The sequence below is a fragment of the Pseudomonadota bacterium genome (assembly GCA_008501635.1).
In the GTDB taxonomy this organism is placed as follows: domain Bacteria; phylum Pseudomonadota; class Gammaproteobacteria; order QQUJ01; family QQUJ01; genus QQUJ01.
The window spans coordinates 20,586-40,734 of the sequence record QQUJ01000002.1; the positions used below are offsets into that span (position 1 = coordinate 20,586).

18 protein-coding genes and 3 tRNA genes are annotated in these 20,149 nt (G+C 59.9%); 9 read left to right on the plus strand and 12 right to left on the minus strand.

Annotation, left to right across the window (positions count from 1 at the left end):
* Positions 1–23: 23 nt before the first annotated feature.
* Positions 24–887, minus strand: a complete 864-nt coding sequence (locus DWQ09_00550) for a carbohydrate kinase (protein ID KAA3630415.1) — start codon at positions 885–887, stop codon at positions 24–26.
* Positions 888–1,032: 145 nt separating this feature from the next.
* On the opposite strand from DWQ09_00550, the gene DWQ09_00555 reads away from it, so the two are divergent.
* From DWQ09_00555 to DWQ09_00585, 7 genes are all read left to right on the plus strand, one after another.
* Entirely contained in the window at positions 1,033–1,455 is a 423-nt protein-coding gene (locus DWQ09_00555; GenBank protein ID KAA3630416.1) for a SufE family protein, read from the plus strand.
* A 518-nt stretch (positions 1,456–1,973) separates the two neighbouring features.
* Positions 1,974–2,537, plus strand: a complete 564-nt coding sequence (gene gfa, locus DWQ09_00560) for an S-(hydroxymethyl)glutathione synthase (GenBank protein ID KAA3630417.1) — start codon at positions 1,974–1,976, stop codon at positions 2,535–2,537.
* A gap of 565 nt (positions 2,538–3,102) precedes the next feature.
* A complete protein-coding gene (locus tag DWQ09_00565) occupies positions 3,103–4,299 on the plus strand; it encodes a branched-chain amino acid ABC transporter substrate-binding protein (GenBank protein ID KAA3630418.1) in 1,197 nt (398 codons plus the stop codon).
* Between the two features lie 99 nt (positions 4,300–4,398).
* A complete protein-coding gene (locus tag DWQ09_00570) occupies positions 4,399–5,199 on the plus strand; it encodes an ABC transporter ATP-binding protein (GenBank protein ID KAA3630419.1) in 801 nt (266 codons plus the stop codon).
* Positions 5,196–5,900: an ABC transporter ATP-binding protein gene (locus DWQ09_00575; protein KAA3630420.1), complete on the plus strand. Its 705-nt coding sequence runs from the start codon at positions 5,196–5,198 to the stop codon at positions 5,898–5,900. Before DWQ09_00570 ends, DWQ09_00575 begins: the two co-directional genes overlap by 4 nt.
* A 12-nt stretch (positions 5,901–5,912) precedes the next feature.
* Positions 5,913–6,926, plus strand: a complete 1,014-nt coding sequence (locus DWQ09_00580; protein KAA3630430.1) for a branched-chain amino acid ABC transporter permease — start codon at positions 5,913–5,915, stop codon at positions 6,924–6,926.
* 35 nt (positions 6,927–6,961) lie between these two features.
* Positions 6,962–8,263 (plus strand): branched-chain amino acid ABC transporter permease, encoded by a 1,302-nt coding sequence (locus DWQ09_00585; protein ID KAA3630431.1) that lies wholly within the window; start codon positions 6,962–6,964, stop codon positions 8,261–8,263.
* A gap of 505 nt (positions 8,264–8,768) precedes the next feature.
* Here the strand turns inward: DWQ09_00585 and DWQ09_00590 are convergent.
* The 11 genes from DWQ09_00590 to DWQ09_00640 all read right to left on the minus strand — a co-directional run bounded on the left by DWQ09_00590 (position 8,769) and on the right by DWQ09_00640 (position 18,780).
* Positions 8,769–8,845 (minus strand) — tRNA-Pro (locus DWQ09_00590).
* A 93-nt stretch (positions 8,846–8,938) separates the two neighbouring features.
* Entirely contained in the window at positions 8,939–9,295 is a 357-nt protein-coding gene (locus DWQ09_00595; GenBank protein ID KAA3630421.1) for a MerR family transcriptional regulator, read from the minus strand.
* Complete coding sequence (gene ihfA, locus DWQ09_00600) at positions 9,273–9,575, minus strand: integration host factor subunit alpha (GenBank protein ID KAA3630422.1); 303 nt, start codon at positions 9,573–9,575, stop codon at positions 9,273–9,275. Before ihfA ends, DWQ09_00595 begins: the two co-directional genes overlap by 23 nt.
* 2 nt (positions 9,576–9,577) lie before the next feature.
* On the minus strand, positions 9,578–11,959 hold the full coding sequence (locus DWQ09_00605; GenBank protein KAA3630423.1) for a phenylalanine--tRNA ligase subunit beta: 2,382 nt from the start codon (positions 11,957–11,959) through the stop codon (positions 9,578–9,580).
* Between the two features lie 99 nt (positions 11,960–12,058).
* Positions 12,059–13,075 (minus strand): phenylalanine--tRNA ligase subunit alpha, encoded by a 1,017-nt coding sequence (locus tag DWQ09_00610; GenBank protein ID KAA3630424.1) that lies wholly within the window; start codon positions 13,073–13,075, stop codon positions 12,059–12,061.
* Between the two features lie 106 nt (positions 13,076–13,181).
* Positions 13,182–13,541: a 50S ribosomal protein L20 gene (locus DWQ09_00615; GenBank protein KAA3630425.1), complete on the minus strand. Its 360-nt coding sequence runs from the start codon at positions 13,539–13,541 to the stop codon at positions 13,182–13,184.
* Positions 13,542–13,558: 17 nt separating this feature from the next.
* Positions 13,559–13,756 (minus strand): 50S ribosomal protein L35, encoded by a 198-nt coding sequence (locus DWQ09_00620; protein KAA3630426.1) that lies wholly within the window; start codon positions 13,754–13,756, stop codon positions 13,559–13,561.
* 114 nt (positions 13,757–13,870) lie between these two features.
* Entirely contained in the window at positions 13,871–14,389 is a 519-nt protein-coding gene (locus tag DWQ09_00625) for a translation initiation factor IF-3 (protein KAA3630427.1), read from the minus strand.
* Positions 14,390–14,408: 19 nt separating this feature from the next.
* Entirely contained in the window at positions 14,409–16,325 is a 1,917-nt protein-coding gene (locus DWQ09_00630) for a threonine--tRNA ligase (protein ID KAA3630428.1), read from the minus strand.
* Between the two features lie 114 nt (positions 16,326–16,439).
* A tRNA-Val gene (locus DWQ09_00635) sits at positions 16,440–16,516 on the minus strand.
* 236 nt (positions 16,517–16,752) lie between these two features.
* The gene (locus DWQ09_00640; protein ID KAA3630429.1) at positions 16,753–18,780 is read right to left on the minus strand and encodes an excinuclease ABC subunit UvrB; all 2,028 of its coding nucleotides are present in this window, start codon (positions 18,778–18,780) and stop codon (positions 16,753–16,755) included.
* 188 nt (positions 18,781–18,968) lie between these two features.
* Between DWQ09_00640 and DWQ09_00645 the strand changes: the two genes are divergently transcribed.
* Both DWQ09_00645 and DWQ09_00650 read left to right on the plus strand, forming a co-directional pair.
* Complete coding sequence (locus DWQ09_00645; protein KAA3630432.1) at positions 18,969–19,535, plus strand: prepilin-type N-terminal cleavage/methylation domain-containing protein; 567 nt, start codon at positions 18,969–18,971, stop codon at positions 19,533–19,535.
* A 54-nt stretch (positions 19,536–19,589) separates the two neighbouring features.
* A tRNA-Asn gene (locus DWQ09_00650) sits at positions 19,590–19,665 on the plus strand.
* The last annotated feature ends 484 nt before the right edge of the window (positions 19,666–20,149 follow it).

A 20,149-nucleotide genomic window follows, 5' to 3' on the forward strand; every position in this document is an offset into this window, starting at 1 on the left:
CTTTTCTTTCGTACTATCGCCGCTTACACCTCTTGCCAGTCTGCGCTATTGCGTATGTCTGGAAAGCCGATGGGGGGGATCGTTCCGTGGTATTGAACGGAAGCGGCTCCCCACTCCACGGCGCACCGCAACGCCCGTTCCATCGGTTCATCGCGCACCAACGCATGAATCAGGCCCGCCGCAAAAACGTCTCCAGCCCCCGTCGTATCCACCACCCTGACCCGGGGTGCGGGCAACCGCAGCACCTGTTCTCCACTGTAGGCACTCGCCCCCTCCGCCCCGTTCGTCACCACGACCCAGCGCAGTTTCTCACCCGCCACCGCCCGGGCCGAGCGCCAAGGTTCCGCCAGAAAGCCGGCATCGAGGTCATCCGCGGACCCGACCAGAATGTGCGCCGGACGGCTACCGGCAGTCAGCGGCGGAATATGGGCAATCACCAGTGCCTGGTCCAGACATTCACGCAAGACCGGTGCGAACGCGGTGTCGGTACTGCGCAGATAGACACAGGCCGTGTTCTGTTCGCCAAGGGGCGCGGTAACCGGCAGTGACGCCCGGGACAGGTTGACAATCGTCCGACCGCCGGCGGGGTCGAGAAGCAGCAATGAACGGGTCGTCGCGGACGCCGAATCGTCGATCCAACAGACATCGATCCCTTCGCGGGACAGTGCTGTCAGCAACTCCCCCCCTTGGGAGTCGCCGCCAATCGCGCTGCGAACGACAACCTCGTTTCCACCCCGTATCAACGCCAGCGCGGTATTGGCAGCACCGCCACCGATACGACGCCCTCGCATCCGCCCCTGGTTGTGCCCTCCCGACTGCAGCGGCCTATCGAGTTCAACCACCTCATCCCAGGCAACGGAGCCGATCACAACGATTTTTGAGGCCACGTGCTCATTCCTGTCTCTCCATCCCGTACCACAGTATCATTCGCCGATCACGAACCCATCAATTGCGCCCACCTACGCACCATTGGAGACACGCGCAAAGGAGACGTATAATTCCCTACGATAACCCTAAGGATTGCACAGAGAGATGTCACAGATCGATGATCTGATCAGCGGTTTCGAGATGTTGGGTGACTGGGAGCACCGCTACCAGTACCTGGCGGAGCTGGGCGAGAAGCTCACGCCGATGCCCGATGCGCTGCGCGTCGAGGCCAACAAAGTCAAACCCTGCATGAGTCAGGTGTGGGTCTACGCGCAACGGGATTCAGCGAATCCCGCACTGATCCATTTCTATGGGGATTGCGATACATCCATCATCAAAGGTGTGGTCGCACTGCTGATCAAACTCAGCAAAGGCAAAACACCCCAGGAGTTTATCGACCTCGATATCGACCACCTTTTCGAGGGCCTCAAACTTGCAGAACACCTCAGTCCCAACCGTCATGTGGGTATCTACGCCATTGTTGACGTCATGAAATCCCAGGCCTCTCAGCTCCTGGAAGCTGCCTGAGAACGGATCTCGGCACGGCGAGCACCCGGTTTACCCACCCATCACCGGACGGCTCGGCGCCGACTGGCTGTACCAGAAGGTTTAGTCCTCACGAACCTCCTGCGGATCGGCGGCTATGTGCTGCGTGATCGAGGTTTACTGGCGCTGATCCCACAAATCCGCTGCCGCGATAGCACGTGACGGCGCAACTGATCCCACATCGAAACTGGGGATTTCCCCTAGATAGGCCGGGAATGTCCCAATTTCAATTGTCACGCCGTAGGCGCACGGTCAACAGTGGGCAAATCAAAAAAGCAGCCCTGGCCGGCACCGCCTTTCATTTGCCCTTGATAGGCACCAGGGGTCCGCGGCCAATCTGCACGGTGGTGGTGCGGATATCCTTCGCACTCACGGGTCACCTTGCAGTAGGCGAGCCAAGGCGCGCATCCATGCCGATGGTTCAGGCTAATCTGGCGCCACAGCAATCACCGGGAGCCTTTGACCGTAACAGACAATTAATCAGAACGGAGGTCATATCTATGAGCTTAATTGCCATCCATCCCGCCGTTGACAACGGCATTGCACCCGCCCAACCAGGTTTCTCGGGGGGCACCTTGAAATGCAATTGTTCCAGCAATCCCGTGGCGGTCAGAGTCACTGCACAATCAGCACACAATCATGTCTGTGGTTGTACGCAATGCTGGAAACCCGAAGGCGCCCTGTTCTCACAGGTCGCCGTCGTACCGCGGGGCAACGTATCAGTCACGGCCAACAAGGACAAACTCAGCATCATCGATGCCAGTCAGACGATTCAGCGCTATGCCTGTAAAGAGTGCGGCGCGCATATGTACGGCCGTATCGAAGATGAAGGCCACCCTTTTTATGGACTGGATTTTATTCACACCGAGTTATCCGGTGAAAGCGGTTGGGCACCCGCAGGTTTTGCAGCGTTCGTTTCCTCTTTGATAGAAGGTGGCACTTCACCCGATGCGATGGAGAGTATTCGTGCCCGCCTGAGAGAACTTGGCCTTGAACCCTACGACTGCCTGTCCCCTCCATTAATGGACGCAATAGCAGCACATACTGCCAATGCAAAGGCCTAGGATCTAGCATTTCCTGAAGAGCCGTTTCGCCCCATAGTCTCGTACTGTCTTAAAGCAACTGTTGTTGAGGATTGGCCGGGCACACCGCAGCCCGGCCTTCTTTTGCTGATTGCAACACCACAGCAGCAGGCGAAGTTGTCAGCGGCACTGGCACGAGCGCTGCCATTGACTTCGGTCACCATCGCGACCGGCACAGGGCGCCAACGCATTCCGATCAAATCCCTGCTATTGAGCAACAGAGTCATGACAAGGGGTTTCTCATTCCTCAAAGCCGCTGAACTTCGCGCAAACGAAACTTTGCTGGAATCCTGTCGAAACGGGTAAGGCGGGTCTGCGCGGCAACAGTGGATTTCCACAACAAGGGTGTTTATGCTTTTCAATACACTCGCTGTCAGTCTGGAAAAACACAACTCCCGCACTGACGGGGATTGATAGTGATCGATAAAGGGCTTGCGACCCGGATGGATACGCCGCATAGACTAGAATTGATCTGCACGGCTGCTACCTACCGTCTGAAGCCAAACCATTTGCGATAACAATTCTCGATGATTGCATGGAGTTCACAATGAAAAAGACGCTGATCGTATCAGCTGCACTGGCCGTTATGGTAAGCGGCGGCGCTCAAGCCGATGGGCATGAGATCAAGATCGGAGTGCTGCTCGGATTCACCGGACCCATCGAGTCACTGACTCCGGACATGGCATCTTCCGCCGAATTGGCGATGAAAGAGGTCTCCGACTCCGGTGCCCTGTTGGGCGGTAAAAAACTGGTCCCGGTACGCGCCGATTCCACGTGCGTTGACGCCGCCGCAGCGACCGCCGCCGCCGAGCGCCTGGTAACCGCGGACAAGGTCGCTGCTATCTACGGGGCGGACTGCTCCGGCGTGACCACCGCGGTAGCCAACAACGTGGCCGTTCCCAACGGCGTGGTGATGATCTCCCCATCCGCCACGTCGCCGGCGCTGACGACCATCGAGGACAAAGGTTATTTCTTCCGCACCGCCCCTTCCGACGCCCGCCAAGGGCAGGTGCTGGCGAAAATCGCCATGGATCGCGGCGTGAAGAATATCGCCATTACCTACACCAACAACGACTACGGCAAAGGATTGGCTGAATCCTTCGGCGCAGCCTTCAAGGATTTGGGAGGCAAGGTGCAGATGTCCGCCGCGCATGAAGACGGCAAGGCAGACTACTCCGCCGAAGTCGGGGCCCTGGCCGCCTCCGGTGCCGACCACCTGGTGGTGTTCGGTTACCTCGACCAGGGCGGCAAAGGCATCGTTCAGACCTCCCTCGACACCGGCGCTTTCAACAGCTTCGTCTTCGCCGACGGCATGATCGGCCAGTCGCTGGTGGACGCCATCGGTAAGGATCTGACCGGCTCGTTCGGCACCGCGCCCGGCAGCGATTCAGCCGGCGCCGCGAAATTTGCCGAAGTCGCCAAGAAAGCCGGTATCGATGCCGGTGGCGGGCCCTTCCGCGGCGAATCCTATGACGCCGTGGCGCTGATGGCGCTGGCCATGCAGGCCGCCGGCTCCAGCGACCGTGCGGCGATCCAGGCCAACATCATGAAAGTCGCCAACGCGCCGGGCACCCAGATCTTTCCCGGCGAACTGGCCAAGGCGCTGAAGATCATCAAGGATGGTGGCGACGTGGACTATGTCGGCGCCACCAATGTCGAGTTCACCGAGGTCGGAGAGGCCGCCGGGTCATACAAGGAGCTGGAGGTGAAGGGTGGCAAGTTCACTGCGCTGAAGGTGCACTGATCCCCCGCCTGGCACCAGCACACGACCCGGCGCGGTTCTCTGCGCCGGGTCTTCTTGTTTGTGCCGTTCACTGCAATGCAGCCCCCCCGGAACATCCCCATGATTCGCGTCGATGAGGTGTATAAAAGTTTTGGTGGTGTGCTGGCCGTCAATGGCGCCACTCTGGAGATAGAAAAAGAGTCGATTACCGGATTGATCGGTCCCAACGGCGCCGGTAAAACCACCCTTTTCAATGTCATCGCCGGCCACTACTCCCCTACCGCCGGAAGCGTCTGGCTGGACGGCGAAGAGATCACCGGACTCAGACCGTACGAGCTGTTTCGCAAGGGATTGTTGCGCACCTTCCAGATCGCCCACGAATTCGCCACCCTGACGGTGCGCGAGAACCTGATGATGGTTCCGCCCCACCAGTCCGGTGAGCGCCTGTTCGATGCCTGGTTTCGCCCCGGCAGGGTGCGCTCTGAAGAAGCGGCGGTCCGCGCCAAGGCCGACGAGGTGATTGATTTTCTCCAGATCGCGCATGTCGCCGAGGAGTTGGCCGGCAACCTCTCCGGAGGACAGAAAAAGCTGCTCGAACTGGGGCGCACCATGATGGTGGACGCCAAGGTGGTGTTCCTCGACGAGGTGGGCGCCGGGGTAAACCGCACGCTGCTGAACACCATTGGCGATGCGATTCTGCGCCTCAACCGCGAACGCGGCTATACCTTCTGTATGATCGAGCACGACATGGATTTCATCTCGCGGCTCTGCGATCCGGTGATCTGCATGGCTGAAGGCTCCGTGCTGGCCGAGGGCACGGCCGACGAGATCAAGGCCAACGAACAGGTCATCGAAGCCTACCTGGGCACCGGTCTGAAGAACAAACCGACCCGGGCCGCCGCCGGGGAGAGCGAATCATGAGCTACCTGATCGGTGAAAAAATGACCGGCGGTTATGGCGGCGCCGATATTCTCAGGGAGTGCACCATCGAAGTGGATCGTGGCGAAATCGCCGTCATTGTCGGCCCCAATGGCGCGGGCAAATCCACGGCGATGAAAGCGATGTTTGGCATGCTCGCGCTGCGCGCCGGCCAGGTGCGGCTGGACGGTGAGGACATAACGGCGCTAAGCCCGCAAGAGCGCGTTGGGCGAGGCATGGCCTGCGTACCGCAGAACAACAACGTTTTCACCAGCCTGACCGTGGAGGAAAACCTGGAGATGGGCGCCTTTCTGCGCCGTGATGACTTCAGCGACACCCTGGAGCAGGTCTACGAGCTATTCCCGATACTCAAGGAAAAACGCCACCAACCGGCCGGCGAACTCTCCGGCGGGCAACGCCAGCAGGTCGCCGTGGGGCGGGCCATGATGACCAAGCCCAGCGTGCTGATGCTCGACGAGCCCACCGCCGGCGTCTCGCCGATCGTGATGGATGAGCTTTTCGACAAGATCCTCGATATCGCCCGTACCGGTCTGGCCATTCTGATGGTTGAGCAGAATGCCCGTCAGGCGCTCAACATCGCCCACCGCGGCTTCGTGCTGGTGACCGGAGAAAACCGCTACACCGATACGGGCGAGGCACTGCTCGCCAATCCGGAAGTGCGCCGTTCGTTCCTCGGAGGCTGAGCCTTGCCCGATCTGACCGACATCCTCAACGCCCTGGTGCTGTTCTCGAACTTCGTGCTGGTGCCGGGCGTGGCCTACGGCTCGCAACTGGCGCTGGGCGCGCTGGGGGTGACCCTGATTTTCGGCATCCTGCGCTTCGCCAACTTCGCCCACGGCGACATGATGGCCTTCGGCACCATGGTGACGGTGCTCGCGACATGGGGGCTGCAGGCGATGGGGATCAGCCTCGGCCCGCTGCCGACCGCGCTGCTCGCGCTGCCGGCCGGTATTCTCGCCATGGTGCTGCTCTGCCTCGCCATCGACCGCTCGGTGTTCGGCTTCTACCGCCAGCGCCGCAGCCCGCCCGTGGTCCTGGTCATCGCCTCGGTGGGCGTCATGTTTGTCCTCAATGGCCTGGTGCGGCTGATCATCGGTCCCAACGATCAGCGCTTCGCCGATGGCGAACGCTTCATCATCACCGCACGCGGCTTCAAGAACCTCACAGGACTCGATGAGGGTCTGGCGATCAAAGTGACTCAGGGGCTGACCGTGGTGCTGGCGGTGGCCGTGGTCATTGCGCTGTTCTGGTTTCTGCAGCGCACACGCACCGGCAAGGCAATGCGCGCATTCTCGGACAATGAAGATCTCGCGCTGCTATCGGGCATCGATCCGCAGCGCGTGGTACGGGTGACGTGGATCATCGCCGCCGCGCTGGCCACCATCGCGGGGGTGCTCTACGGGCTAGACAAGAGTTTCAAGCCTTTTACCTACTTCCAACTGTTGCTGCCGATCTTCGCGGCCGCGATCGTGGGCGGGATCGGTCAACCCATCGGCGCCATCGTCGGCGGGTACGTCATCGCCTTTTCCGAAGTCACCATCACCTACGCCTACAAGAAGTTCCTGATCTACCTCCTGCCGCCAGACTGGCAACCCGTCGGCCTGGTGCAACTGCTCTCCACGGATTACAAATTCGCGGTCTCCTTCATCATTCTGGTCGTGGTGCTGCTGGTGCGACCGACCGGGATATTCCGCGGGAGGGTATTGTGAGCGAGACACTGCGGGGTGTGCTCTATTTCGGCATCATGGCGCTGCTCATTCTCGGTGTCGGAGTATTTCAGTCCTGGTCGGTCAGCCTGACACTGCTTAATCTGGGTCTGATCTCCGCCATCATGGCGCTCGGCCTCAACATCCAATGGGGTTACGCGGGCCTGTTCAATGCTGGTGTGATGGGCTTTGCCGCACTTGGCGGACTGGCTGGAGTCCTGGTGTCGCAGGCGCCGGTGCCGGAAGCCTGGGCGGCGGGCGGTACCGGGATGGTGTATACCTTGCTGGCGCTGGCGGGTACGGTTATCGCGGCGCTGTTCGTGCATCGGCGTATGCACAAGGGTCCGTTGCGCGCACTGACGGTAGGCGGTGTCGTGCTGGTGGGCTATCTGGTGATCCGGGCCTTCTTTGATCCGGCGGTTGACGCTATCGAAGCGGTCGATCCATCGAAGACCGGCTACCTCGGCGGGCTCGGCCTCCCCATCCTCTTTGCCTGGGCGGTCGGTGGCCTGTTCGCAGGGGGCGCCGCGTGGCTGGTGGGGCGCATTTCTCTGGGACTGCGTTCGGACTATCTCGCTATTGCCACCCTGGGCATCTCCGAAATCATCATCGCCATCCTCAAAAATGAAGACTGGCTGACGCGTGGGGTGAAGAATGTCACCGGCCTTGACCGCCCGGTGCCCTACGAGGTGGACCTGCAGACCAGCCCCTGGTTCATCGAGCTGGTCGAATGGTTCAATTCGGGCGCATCGCCCGACGTCCTGCAGGCCGCCATCATCGAAGCCTCCGGGTTGTTCGTCAAGGGCAGCTACGCGGTGCTCTTTGTCATCGTTTTGCTGGTGCTGTTATGGCTCTGCGAAAGAGCCCTGCGCTCGCCCTGGGGGCGCATGATGCGCGCCGTACGCGACAACGAGCACGCCGCCAACGCCATGGGCAAGAACGTCACCGGCCGCCACCTGCAGGTTTTCATTCTCGGCTCCGCGGTAATCGGTATCGCCGGCGCCATGCTGACGACGCTGGACGGTCAGTTCACCCCCGGGACCTACAACCCGCTGCGCTTCACCTTCCTCATCTGGGTGATGGTGATCGTCGGTGGTTCGGGCAATAACTGGGGTTCAGTACTCGGCGGTTTTCTGATCTGGTTCGTCTGGGTGGAGGCCGAACCGGCCGGTCAGTGGCTGATGGGCGCACTCACCAGCGGCATGGCCGAGGACAACGCGCTACGCCTGCATCTGCTGGAGAGCGCCTCGCACATGCGCATGATCTTCATGGGTCTCCTGCTACTCGTGGTGATGCGCTTCAGTCCGCGTGGTCTGCTGCCGGAGGTGGTACGACGCTGATGTTGCAGGCATCCTCCAGGGCGAGAGCCAGGCGTCAGAAAAAACGATAAGCGTTAGTCGAAGCTCCGGTTCTCGCCTTCCTTTGCAGTTCGCCTGGATTGAAACCGCACGAGGTCACCGCTTCGCCACCGTGGAGAAATCTCACGGCATGCCGCCGGGCGGTCGCATCAACCGGCCGCCTGCCCGGTCCTGAATGCCGCATCCTGGAGCGTGGCGCGCGTGGCACCCTGCTCCCTCCTGGGCTGGCGTTCCCCCGGAAATCCAAGGCAACCGTCGGCAACGTGTCACCCCGGCAATTTACCCGGACATAGCGGGATGCACAAAAAAGGCTTACCCATGGAAGTAAGCCTTTGGTTTTGTTGGTCGGGGCGAGAGGGTGAGGCGGACACAGGGAAAGCATCGCTTTCCCCCGCCGAACGCCCTCTGGCCTGCAGGCCAGAGGGCCGGGAATCCGAGCGCACTCACCAAATAAAAAGGCACCCACGAAGGGTGCCTTTAGTTTTGTTGGTCGGGGCGAGAGGATTTGAACCTCCGACCACCTGAACCCCATTCAGGTGCGCTACCAGGCTGCGCTACGCCCCGAGAACTGGAAGCTTGTCTCGACCACCGTCGAGAGGCGGGAATGATACCGCAATGAAAGACCGATGAGAACGCGATCAGTCGGGGTTACCCGAATTAACGCTTCAGGATATGGAGAATCTCTTCCAGCTCCATGCGCACCTGGCGGATGACCTGCTGCGCCTGGTGGCTATCGTCCCGCGCTTCGCTGCCATCCAGATACTGACGGGCACCACCTATGGTAAAGCCCTGATCATAGAGCAAGCTGCGAATCTGGCGAATCATGATCACATCATGATGCTGGTAGTAGCGCCGGTTGCCACGGCGCTTGACGGGTTTCAGCTGTGGAAACTCCTGCTCCCAATACCGCAACACGTGCGGCTTGACAGCACACAGTTCGCTGACTTCCCCGATTGTAAAATAGCGCTTGGCCGGAATCGGCGGCAGTTCGCTATTGTTGCTCGCCTCCAGCATAAGCTTCCACGCGCGATTTGAGTTTTTGACCTGGTCGGAACGTCACCACACGACGGGCGCAGATAGGTATTTCCTCGCCAGTCTTCGGGTTTCTGCCCGGCCGTTGATTTTTGTAGCGCAAATCGAAGTTGCCAAACCCGGAAAGTTTGACTTGACGCCCCTGTTCCAGCGCACCACGTATCTCTTCAAAAAACATCTCGACGAGATCCTTGGCCTCTCGCTTGTTAAGGCCCAGTTCCTCGAAAAGTTGCTCTACCATGTCCGCTTTCGTCAGTGCCATGGCTAATCTCTCAGTGTTGCACCAAATTCCTTGTTAAGAGCGATCAGGACGTTTTCTACAACCTGTTCGATTTCCGTATCAGTAAGAGTGCGCGATTGGTCCTGTAAGGTCAAGCCTAAAGCAAGACTTTTTCTACCCGAATCAACACCTTTCCCACTATATACGTCAAACAACTGTAGGTTTGTCAGCAAATCGCCTACCACCGCTCGCACAACCCGATCGACTTCAAGGGCCGAAACCGTATCGGCCACAACCACAGCCAGGTCCCGCCGTATAGCGGGGTAGCGGGAAATCGGGGTAAATTGCGGTACTGTGCCTTCACTTATGGAACTGATGTCCAACTCGAAGACGAACCCCCTTCCCCCCAAGCCAAGTTCGCGCTCGACCGCAGGATGCAGGGCCCCGACCCAACCCACTGCCTGATTATTCTTCTCAATTCGGGCACTTTGCCCGGGGTGCAACGCAGGGTGCCGGGTCGCGGGACTAAAAGTAAAACCCTTCTGAGCGCCCGTCAATGCCAAAAGTGCCTCGACGTCACCCTTGATATCAAAGAAATCGACTTCGCGTTGCGATGTGCCCCACTGTTCCGGGTCCAGAGACCCTGTTATGACCCCCGCCAACGTCTCGCGCTGCCGTACTTCGCCATTTTCGTTGCGAAAACGCAGTCCACTCTCGAACAGGCGCACTCGACTCTGCTGGCGATTCAGGTTGCGCAGTGTGGCCTGCAGCAAGCCTGGCCACAGGCTGGTACGCATCACCGCCATGTCGGCGGATATCGGATTGGCCAGCGCGATCGGGTCGATCTCGGGATCCAGCAGGCGTTGCAGCACCGGGTCGACAAAGCTGTAGGTGATCGCCTCCTGATAGCCGCGATCGATCAACACCCGTTTCAGATCCGTCAGATCCACGCTACCTTCGGGAAGCGGACGCATCGCCAGCGGTCCCTTTGGCGTGATTTCCGGCACTGCGTTATAGCCGTAAATGCGACCCACCTCCTCGATCAGATCCTCTTCGATGGCGATATCGAACCGATACCCCGGCGTGGTGACCACCCAACCCTCCGCGCTGGGCGCGGGCTCAAAGCCAAGACGTTCGAGTATGTCCTGGACCTCTTGATCGGGTATCTCGAGGCCGAGAATCATGGCCAGACGCTGACGGCGCAGAGTCACCGGCGCGCGAATCGGGAGATGGTATTCCTCCACCGCCTCGACGATCGGCCCTGCCTGGCCGCCGGCAATCTCCATCAGCAGGCGCGTGGCACGCTCCATCGCGTTGCGCTGCAGCGTGGGATCGACACCGCGCTCGAAGCGGTGGGACGCGTCGGTGTGCAGCCCAAATCGCCTGCCACGTCCCGCCACGGCTTCGGGTGCAAAGAACGCGCTTTCGAGCAATACCGTGGTCGTCGCCTCGCCGCAACCGCTGTGCTCGCCACCCATGATGCCCGCCATCGCAACGGCCTTTTTGTGATCGGCTATCAGCAGCACCTGCGGATCGAGCGTCAGTACCGAGCCGTCGAGTAGAACCAGTTGTTCTCCCGATTCCGCACGACGTACCCGGATGCCGCCTGCCAATTCGCTGAGATCGAAAGCGTGCATGGGTTGTCCAAGTTCCAACATGACGTAGTTGGTGACATCGACCAGGGGACCGAGACTGCGAACGCCGCTGCGCCGAAGCCGCTCTCTCATCCACAAGGGTGTGGCAGCCGCGGGATCGACCCCTTTGACCACCCGCCCCAGATAACGCGGGCAACCGACAGGATCAGCCAGCTCGACAGGAAGACTCTCTTCGATCGTCGCAGGCACCGGCTCTATCACCAGGGGTTTTACGGGCGTCCGAGTGAGCACTCCAACCTCCCGTGCAATACCGGCCAACCCCAATGCATCACCCCGATTCGGCGTCAGATCGACCTCGATGCAGGTATCGTCCAGATCCAGCCAGGCGCGAAAGTCTTCGCCGACCGGTGCATCCGCCGGCAACTCCATCAGTCCGGCGGACTGCTCAGCCAGACCAAGCTCCGAGCTCGAACAGAGCATCCCCTGGGACTCGACCCCGCGGAGTTTGGCGCGTTTGATCTTGAAGCCGTTGGGCAGCACCGCCCCCAGCGTCGCCAGCGGCACTTTCAGCCCTTCACGAACATTGGGAGCGCCACAGACTATCCCCAGTGTCTCCCCGTTGCCGGCATTAACCCGGCATACGCGCAGCTTGTCAGCGTCCGGATGGGGATTGACCGACGTGACCTGTCCGACCACTACACCGCTGAACGGAGGGGCGGCAGGCTCGGCGCTGTCGACCTCCAGTCCCGCCATGGTCAGCCGGCTGATCAGTTCCTGCGTCGAAATCCCGGGATCAACCCATTCACGTAACCACTGTTCACTGAATTTCATAACGTCGACTGTCTGTCATCCGTACATCGTTCAAAGACACTTATCCCCAATGGCGGTCGCGACCATCCACCGTGCATTCGTCACCAAGGCATTGCGGAGTTATCGGAATTGCCCCAGGAATCGCAGATCGTTCTCAAAGAAAAGGCGCAGATCGTTCACACCGTAACGCAGCATCGCGAGGCGTTCGGCACCCATGCCGAAGGCGAATCCGGTGTAACGCTCACTGTCGATCTCCACATGGCGAAACACCTCGGGGTGAACCATGCCGCATCCGAGAATTTCCAGCCAGCCGCTCTGTCCGCATACGCGGCAACCACTTCCGCCGCACATCACGCACTGCACGTCCACTTCGGCCGACGGCTCGGTGAAGGGGAAATAGGAGGGGCGGAAACGAACGGCGAGATCCTTCTCAAAAAAGTTACGCAGAAAATCCGCCAGAATCCCCTTGAGATGGGCGAAGCTCACGCCCTCGTCCACCATCAATCCCTCGACTTGATGAAACATGGGTGTGTGGGTCACATCCGAATCGCAACGATAGACCCGCCCCGGGGCGATGATCTTCAGCGGCGGCTTGCGCTGCTCCATGACGCGAATCTGCACATTGGAAGTATGCGTGCGCAACAGCGTGGTCGCATCGAAATAAAAAGTGTCGTGCATCGCCCGCGCGGGGTGATGCGCCGGAATATTAAGGGCTTCGAAGTTATGGTAGTCATCCTCGATTTCCGGTCCCTCGCACACCTCGAAGCCGATTTCGGCAAAGAGCTGTTCTATGCGCCGCAGGGTGCGGGTTACGGGGTGAAATCCGCCGCTTACCTGACCACGACCGGGTAGCGTGACATCCACGCTCTCCTGCGCGAGACGCGTACCCAACGAAGCGTGCTCCAGTTCGAGCTTGCGCGCCTCGATGACTTCCTGCAGGGTTCGCTTGGCCTCGTTGACCTGCTGACCGAGTTTCGGCCGCTCTTCCGCGCTCAACTTCCCGAGTGATTTGAGCACCTCTGTGAGGCTACCCTTCTTCCCGAGATAGCTTACCCGGACTTGATCCAAACCCGCCAAATCAACTGCCTCAGCAACGGCCTGCCGTCCACGTTCCAGCAGTTCAGCAATGTTCAGCACCTGCTACCCCTTTCCAAACTAACAGGGGGAAGGCCTGCAAGACCTTCCCCCTGTGACGAGCTTTATTGCCTATCGGGCCGGATGCAGCGACCGGCGCGTCATGCCACTAGTTGGCGAGGGCGGCCTTGGCCTGTTCCGCCACCGCCGCAAACGCCGCTTTGTCGTTCATCGCCAGATCGGCCAGCATCTTGCGGTCCACTTCCACGTTGGCCTTCATCAGCCCGTTGATCAGACGACTGTACGAAATACCGCACTCGCGGGCACCCGCGTTGATGCGCGCAATCCACAGTGCGCGGAACTGGCGCTTTTTCTGGCGGCGGTCACGATAGGCATACTGCCCCGCCTTGATGACCGCTTGTTTGGCGACGCGATAAACCTTGCTGCGCGCACCGTAATAACCTTTGGCTTCGTCCAGTACCTTCTTGTGCTTGGCACGGGCGGTTACACCACGTTTGGCTCTCGGCATCTCTCCACTCCTCCCGGTTAACTGTAAGGCAGCATCTTGCGAACGGCAGCCACATCCTGCGGAGCAACCTGTAGGGTGCGACGCAGATGGCGCTTACGCTTGGTGCTTTTCTTGGTAAGGATATGGTTGAGGTGCGACTGGGCACGCTTGAAGCCGCCGGACGCGGTCTTCTTGAAGCGCTTCGCGGCACCGCGATTGGTTTTTAGCTTTGGCATTTTCGGTCTCCTGACTTCGAGTGTTGCAGCGATCCAGGCAATGCCTTGCGCCCGACCGCTGATCTTACCGGCATAGGCCGGTGTAACTTCACGGCATCCTCTGCCGTCTGCGCCCTACTTCTTCTTCGGGGCGATGACCATCACCATCTGACGGCCTTCCATCTTCGGATACTGCTCAACCGCTCCGTACTCGCCGAGATCCGCTTCAACACGGTCCAGAAGTTTTTTACCCAGCTCCTGGTGGGCCATCTCGCGACCGCGGAAGCGCAGCGTAATCTTGGCCTTGTCGCCGGCGGTCAGAAAACGAATCAGGTTGCGTAACTTGATCTGATAGTCACCTTCGTCCGTACCGGGTCGAAACTTGATCTCCTTGACCTGTATCTGCTTCTGCTTCTTCTTGGCGGCGTGCCGTTTCTTGCTCTCCTCGAAACGGTACTTGCCGTAGTCCATGACGCGGCACACCGGGGGTTCGGCGTTGGGAACGATCTCCACCAGGTCCAACCCGGCTTCGTCGGCCAGTTCCTGCGCCCGCGTGATCGGCACCACACCGATCTGTTCCCCTTCCGCCCCGATAAGACGCACTTCGGGAGCGATGATTGCCTCGTTCAGGCGAACCTCTTTTTCCGCAGCGATACCTCAGTCCTCCAAATAATTAAACAGCAAGGCCGCGGCTCGCGATATCCGCGGCGAGGCGACTGCAGAAGTCATCGACTGACATACTGCCCAGATCCTCACCGCCACGCGTGCGCACGGCCACGGTGGATTCTTCCACCTCCCGGTCTCCGACTACCAGCAGGTAGGGGACACGCTGGAGAGTGTGCTCGCGGATTTTAAAGCCGATTTTCTCATTTCTCAAGTCGGATACCGCTCTGAAGCCCTTATTTTCAAGGGTTTGCACCACATCCTGCACAGTCTCGGCCTGCCGATCGGTGATATTCAGCACCGCTGCCTGGGTAGGCGCAAGCCACGCCGGCAGCAATCCGCCGTGGTGCTCGATCAGGATACCGATGAAACGCTCCAAGGAGCCGAGGATCGCCCGGTGCAGCATGACCGGCACCCGCTTTTCCCCGTGCTCGTCGATATAGCTGGCGCTCAGACGCCCGGGCATGGAGAAATCGACCTGCATGGTGCCGCATTGCCAGATCCGGTCGAGGCAGTCACGCAGCGCGAAGTCGATCTTGGGCCCGTAGAAGGCCCCTTCGCCGGGCTGCAGTTCAAATTCAAGCCCTTTGGCGTGGAGGGCGTCTTCCAGCGCTTTCTCGGCCTTGTCCCACACTTCGTCGGCGCCCACCCGCTGCTCCGGTCGGGTCGAGAGCTGGATCTGGATATCGGTGAAACCAAAATCCGCGTAGACCTCGAAGAGCAGATCGACGAAGTTCGAGACCTCGTCCTGAATCTGGTCCTCGGTACAGAAGATATGGGCATCATCCTGGACAAAGTTGCGCACCCGCATCAGGCCGTGGAGCGTACCGCTGGCCTCATTGCGATGGCAGGATCCAAACTCCGCCAGGCGCAGCGGCAGGTCGCGATAGCTTTTGAGCCCCTGGTTGTAGACCTGCACGTGGCAGGGGCAATTCATGGGTTTGATGGCGTAATCACGGTTCTCCGAGCTGGTGGTGAACATATCGGCCCGGTATTTGTCCCAGTGACCCGATTTCTCCCACAGGCTGCGGTCGACGATCTGCGGGGTGCGGATCTCCTGATAGCCGCGCGCACGGATCTTGTCGCGCACATACTGCTCGACCGCACGGTAGACGATCCAGCCCTTGGGGTGCCAGAAGACCATGCCCGGCGCCTCTTCCTGGATATGGAAGAGATCGAGTTTGCGTCCCAGCTTGCGGTGATCGCGCTTCTCCGCCTCTTCCAGGCGATGGAGGTAGGCCTTGAGCTGTTTCTTGTCGGGCCAGCAAGTGCCGTAAATACGCTGCAGCATCTCGTTGTCGGAGTTGCCCCGCCAGTAGGCACCCGCCACCTTCATCAGCTTGAAGGCCTTGAGTTTGCCGGTGCTGGGTACGTGCGGGCCGCGGCACAGGTCGATGAAATCATCCTGGCGATAGAGCGAGATCTGCTCCCCCGGCGGTATGTCGGCAATGATCTCCGCCTTGTAGGCCTCCCCCATGTCCTTGAAGAGATCGATGGCCTCTTCACGCACCATCACCTCACGCTGCACGGCGAAATCGGCCTGCGCCAAAGCCTCCATCCTGGCCTCGATGGCCTCCAGATCCTCGGGTGTGAAGGGGCGGGAATAGGCGAAGTCGTAATAGAAGCCATTGTCGATCACCGGACCGATGGTGACCTGGGCCTCGGGGAAGAGCGACTTGACGGCCTGGGCGAGCAGGTGCGCGCAGGAGTGGCGCAGCACCTCGACACCCGCCTCGTCGCGCTCGGTGACAATGGCGAGCGCGGCATCGTGATCGATCAGGAAGCTGGTATCGACCAGCTTGTCGTCGACCCTGCCGGCCAGGGCGGCTTTTGCCAATCCGGGACCAATCGCGGCCGCCACATCGTGTACGGTCACGGGCTGGTCAAAGGAGAGTTGTTTACCGTCGGGGAGCGTGATCTGCGGCATCGGTTCGTCTCCTTAACGCTGACCTGTACGAGGGGCCAGCCAGACTCTGTCATGAAAACTGAGTGGGCACTGCTTCGGGTCGATGGCAACCCACCCTGGGCAGTGCCCACGAATTGGTAGGCGCGATTGGACTCGAACCAACGACCCCCACCATGTCAAGGTGGTGCTCTAACCAGCTGAGCTACGCGCCTGCGAGGGCGCTAAAGATACAGGAAGTGCGTTTCAAGATACAAGTGTAGGGGCGGCTTTAGCCGTGAACGATCGGGGGTTCTTTCGCTGCAGTCCATCGCGACTGAAGTCGCTCCTACAGGGGCAGCCAGGTGCAGGCCGGGTTACCGGAGGCTACCTGACACCCACGTCAAGCGCCCCAAGCAGATCAGGTCGCCGGAATACGCCTGACTTACAGACGAGGCGAGTTCAGCTGCACTCACCCCGCCAGCCGCGCTGCAATCAAGCCATGCTCGCGAATGCGGTGGATCTCGTCGCGCAGACGGGCGGCCTCTTCAAACTCCAGATCCCTGGCATGCTGAAACATCTTCTCCTCCAACTGCTTGAGCTTGCGCGCCAGCATCTCCGGCGCCATGGCCGCGTACCCGGCCTCTTCCTCCGCCACCTTGGCGAACTCACGCGCCGACAACGGGCCGCCACCCGAGCGCGCGCCTTCCATGACATCGGCGACGGCCTTGCGAATGGTCTGCGGTGTGATGTCGTGGGTCTCGTTGTAGGCGACCTGCTTGTGACGGCGCCGGTCGGTCTCGGCGATGGCCCGCTCCATGGAACCGGTAATTTTCTCGGCGTAGAGAATCGCCTTGCCGCGCAGGTTGCGCGCCGCCCGGCCGATGGTCTGGATGAGCGATCCCTCGGAGCGCAGAAACCCCTCTTTGTCCGCATCGAGAATCGCAACCAGCGATACCTCGGGCATATCCAATCCCTCGCGCAGCAGATTGATACCCACCAGGACGTCGAACTCGCCGAGGCGCAGATCGCGGATGATCTCGACCCGCTCGACCGTCTCGATATCAGAGTGCAGGTAGCGCACGCGAACACCGTGCTCGCCGAGATACTCCGTCAGATCCTCGGCCATGCGCTTGGTAAGCGTGGTCACCAGCACCCGGTCTCCGAGCGCCACCCGTTCGTGGATCTCGGAGAGCAGATCGTCCACCTGCGTCGTGGCCGGACGAATCTCCACCGCGGGATCCAAAAGCCCCGTGGGACGCACCACCTGCTCGATGACGGCGTCGGAGCGTTCGGATTCGTAACGGCCGGGGGTGGCGGAGACATAGATGGTTTGCGGCGATCGCGCCTGGAATTCGTCGAAGCGCAGCGGGCGATTGTCCAGCGCCGAAGGGAGACGGAAGCCGTATTCCACCAGGGTCTCCTTACGCGAGCGATCACCGCGATACATTCCCCCCAATTGCGGAATGGTCACGTGACTCTCATCGACGATCAGCAGCGCATCGGCGGGCATGTAGTCGAACAGTGTCGGCGGTGGCTCGCCCGCCTGGCGGCCGGAAAGGTAGCGCGAGTAGTTCTCGATGCCGGTGCAATAACCCAGTTCCAGCATCATCTCGATATCGAAACGGGTGCGTTGTTCCAGGCGCTGTGCCTCGACGAGTTTGTCCAAGGTGCGCAGCTGGGCGAGCCGTTCCTTGAGTTCGACCTTGATCTGCTCCACCGCATCGAGCACGGTTTGCCGCGGCGTGACGTAGTGACTCTTGGGATAGATGGTGTAGCGCGGCAGTTTGCGCTGGACCTCTCCCGTCAAGGGATCAAAGAGCGACAGCGATTCGATCTCGTCGTCGAAGAGTTCGATCCGCAGCGCCTCACGCTCGGACTCCGCCGGAAAGATGTCGATCACATCACCCCGCACCCGGTAGGTGGCGCGGCGCAGTTCGACATCGTTGCGCGTGTACTGCAGCTCGGCCAAGCGCCGCAGGATGAAACGCTGATCCACCCGATCACCACGGACCAGGTGCATCACCATGCTGAGATAGGACTTCGGATCGCCCAGCCCATAAATGGCAGAGACAGTGGCGACGATGATGGTATCGGGCCGCTCCAGCAGCGCCTTGGTGGCGGAGAGCCGCATCTGCTCGATGTGCTCGTTGATCGAGGCGTCCTTCTCGATATAGGTGTCGCTGGAGGGGACATAGGCCTCCGGCTGGTAATAGTCGTAGTAGGAGACGAAATACTCCACAGCGCTGCGGGGGAAGAAGTCGCGCATCTCACCATAGAGTTGGGCCGCCAGTGTCTTGTTGGGTGCCAGCACCATCGCCGGACGCTGCAGGGTCTGGATGACATTGGCGATGGTGAAGGTTTTTCCGGATCCTGTTACTCCGAGCAGGGTCTGGTGTGCCAACCCCTGCTCCAGACCATCCACCAATGCCGCAATGGCGGCCGGCTGGTCACCGGCTGGCTGAAACGTCGAGGAGAGATGGAATAATTCTTCAGGCACAACGCGGGGTCCCCTGTCAGACGATCACTTACGGTGAAAATCGAATCTGCCATTGTAGACGAGTCACGCAGATCTGACAGAATGCCAACCCATGGGAATTGGCAAATACCCCTATAACATGTAGTGTATCCAGCACGGCGCAGGAGCGCCCGCAAGATTGACTTATCCAAGGACTGGAGGGAACGGAAATGGAGATCTGCCGCTACTCGCGCGCGCGTCGAATCGGACACACATCCGGATTCACCTTGCTGGAACTCATCATCACACTGTCGGTTGCGGCGATACTGCTAACAATCGTCGTCCCGGCATTTGCCCAACTCCTGGCAGGCACCCGAATCACCACCGCAGTCAACGAGCTGCTCTCAGTCATTCATCTGACGCGCAGCGAAGCGATCAAAAGGCATGCACGCGCAACGTTGTGCCCCAGCGATAACGGTATATCCTGCGCCAACACAGCCGTATGGGAGCACGGTTGGATAGCATTTGTGGACAGCGACTCTGACAGGGAGTTGGACTCGGATGAGGTGGTACTGCAGCTGCACGCAGGCTTTGGAAATCAACTGACCATACGATCAGGCTCACGAACCCGGATCATCTTCAGGCCCGATGGCATTGCCGTGGGTGGTTTGACCGGGACCTATACTTTCTGTCATTCCAGCGACGCAGCTCCCCCTAAAGCGTTGATCCTTTCAAATCCCGGCCGTGCGCGGGTCAGTCTCACCAGATCCGGAGGTGGTGCCCTGGCATGCCCATAGGGCGTGTTATTGACCGGCTTCCGCCCGATCCAGTAACATACGCGGTTTCCTAATTCCCCGGTAGCTCAGTCGGTAGAGCGGGTGACTGTTAATCACTAGGTCGGCGGTTCGAGCCCGTCCCGGGGAGCCAGAAATTCAATGAAACCCAGGGTAACACCTGGGTTTTTTGTTCCCAGCCCCTGGTGGCAGACATCGAAATCCCAATTAGTTCGTTTCTCCTTCCGCTTAGTACTAACCCATCGTTGTTACGCACATCTGCAGCATGATCGCCCTCCAATCCGATTGGAGTTCATCGAGCAAACGAGCGGAGAAGCCTGTCCGGTGCCCCCGTTGCGGCTCGGGCTCGAAATCTCAGGTCAGATAGACAATGGGTGATGCGCGGAATGCTTAAGGAACGTCTGAATAAGTTATGCAAACCAGCACGGCCGATTCAATATGTTTGTGTTTTTCATCATAAGGAGCGTTTGCAGGCAGTATTCGGCTCAACATGGGCCGTTTTCTAGCCGTTTTGTGCGCCGTTGCGGTTTATCAGGCGCACCAATCCTATGTCGGGCATCGCAATCGTCGCCGCGCCAGGTACAGATTGGTCAATGCACTCAGTACAAACAAGGCAT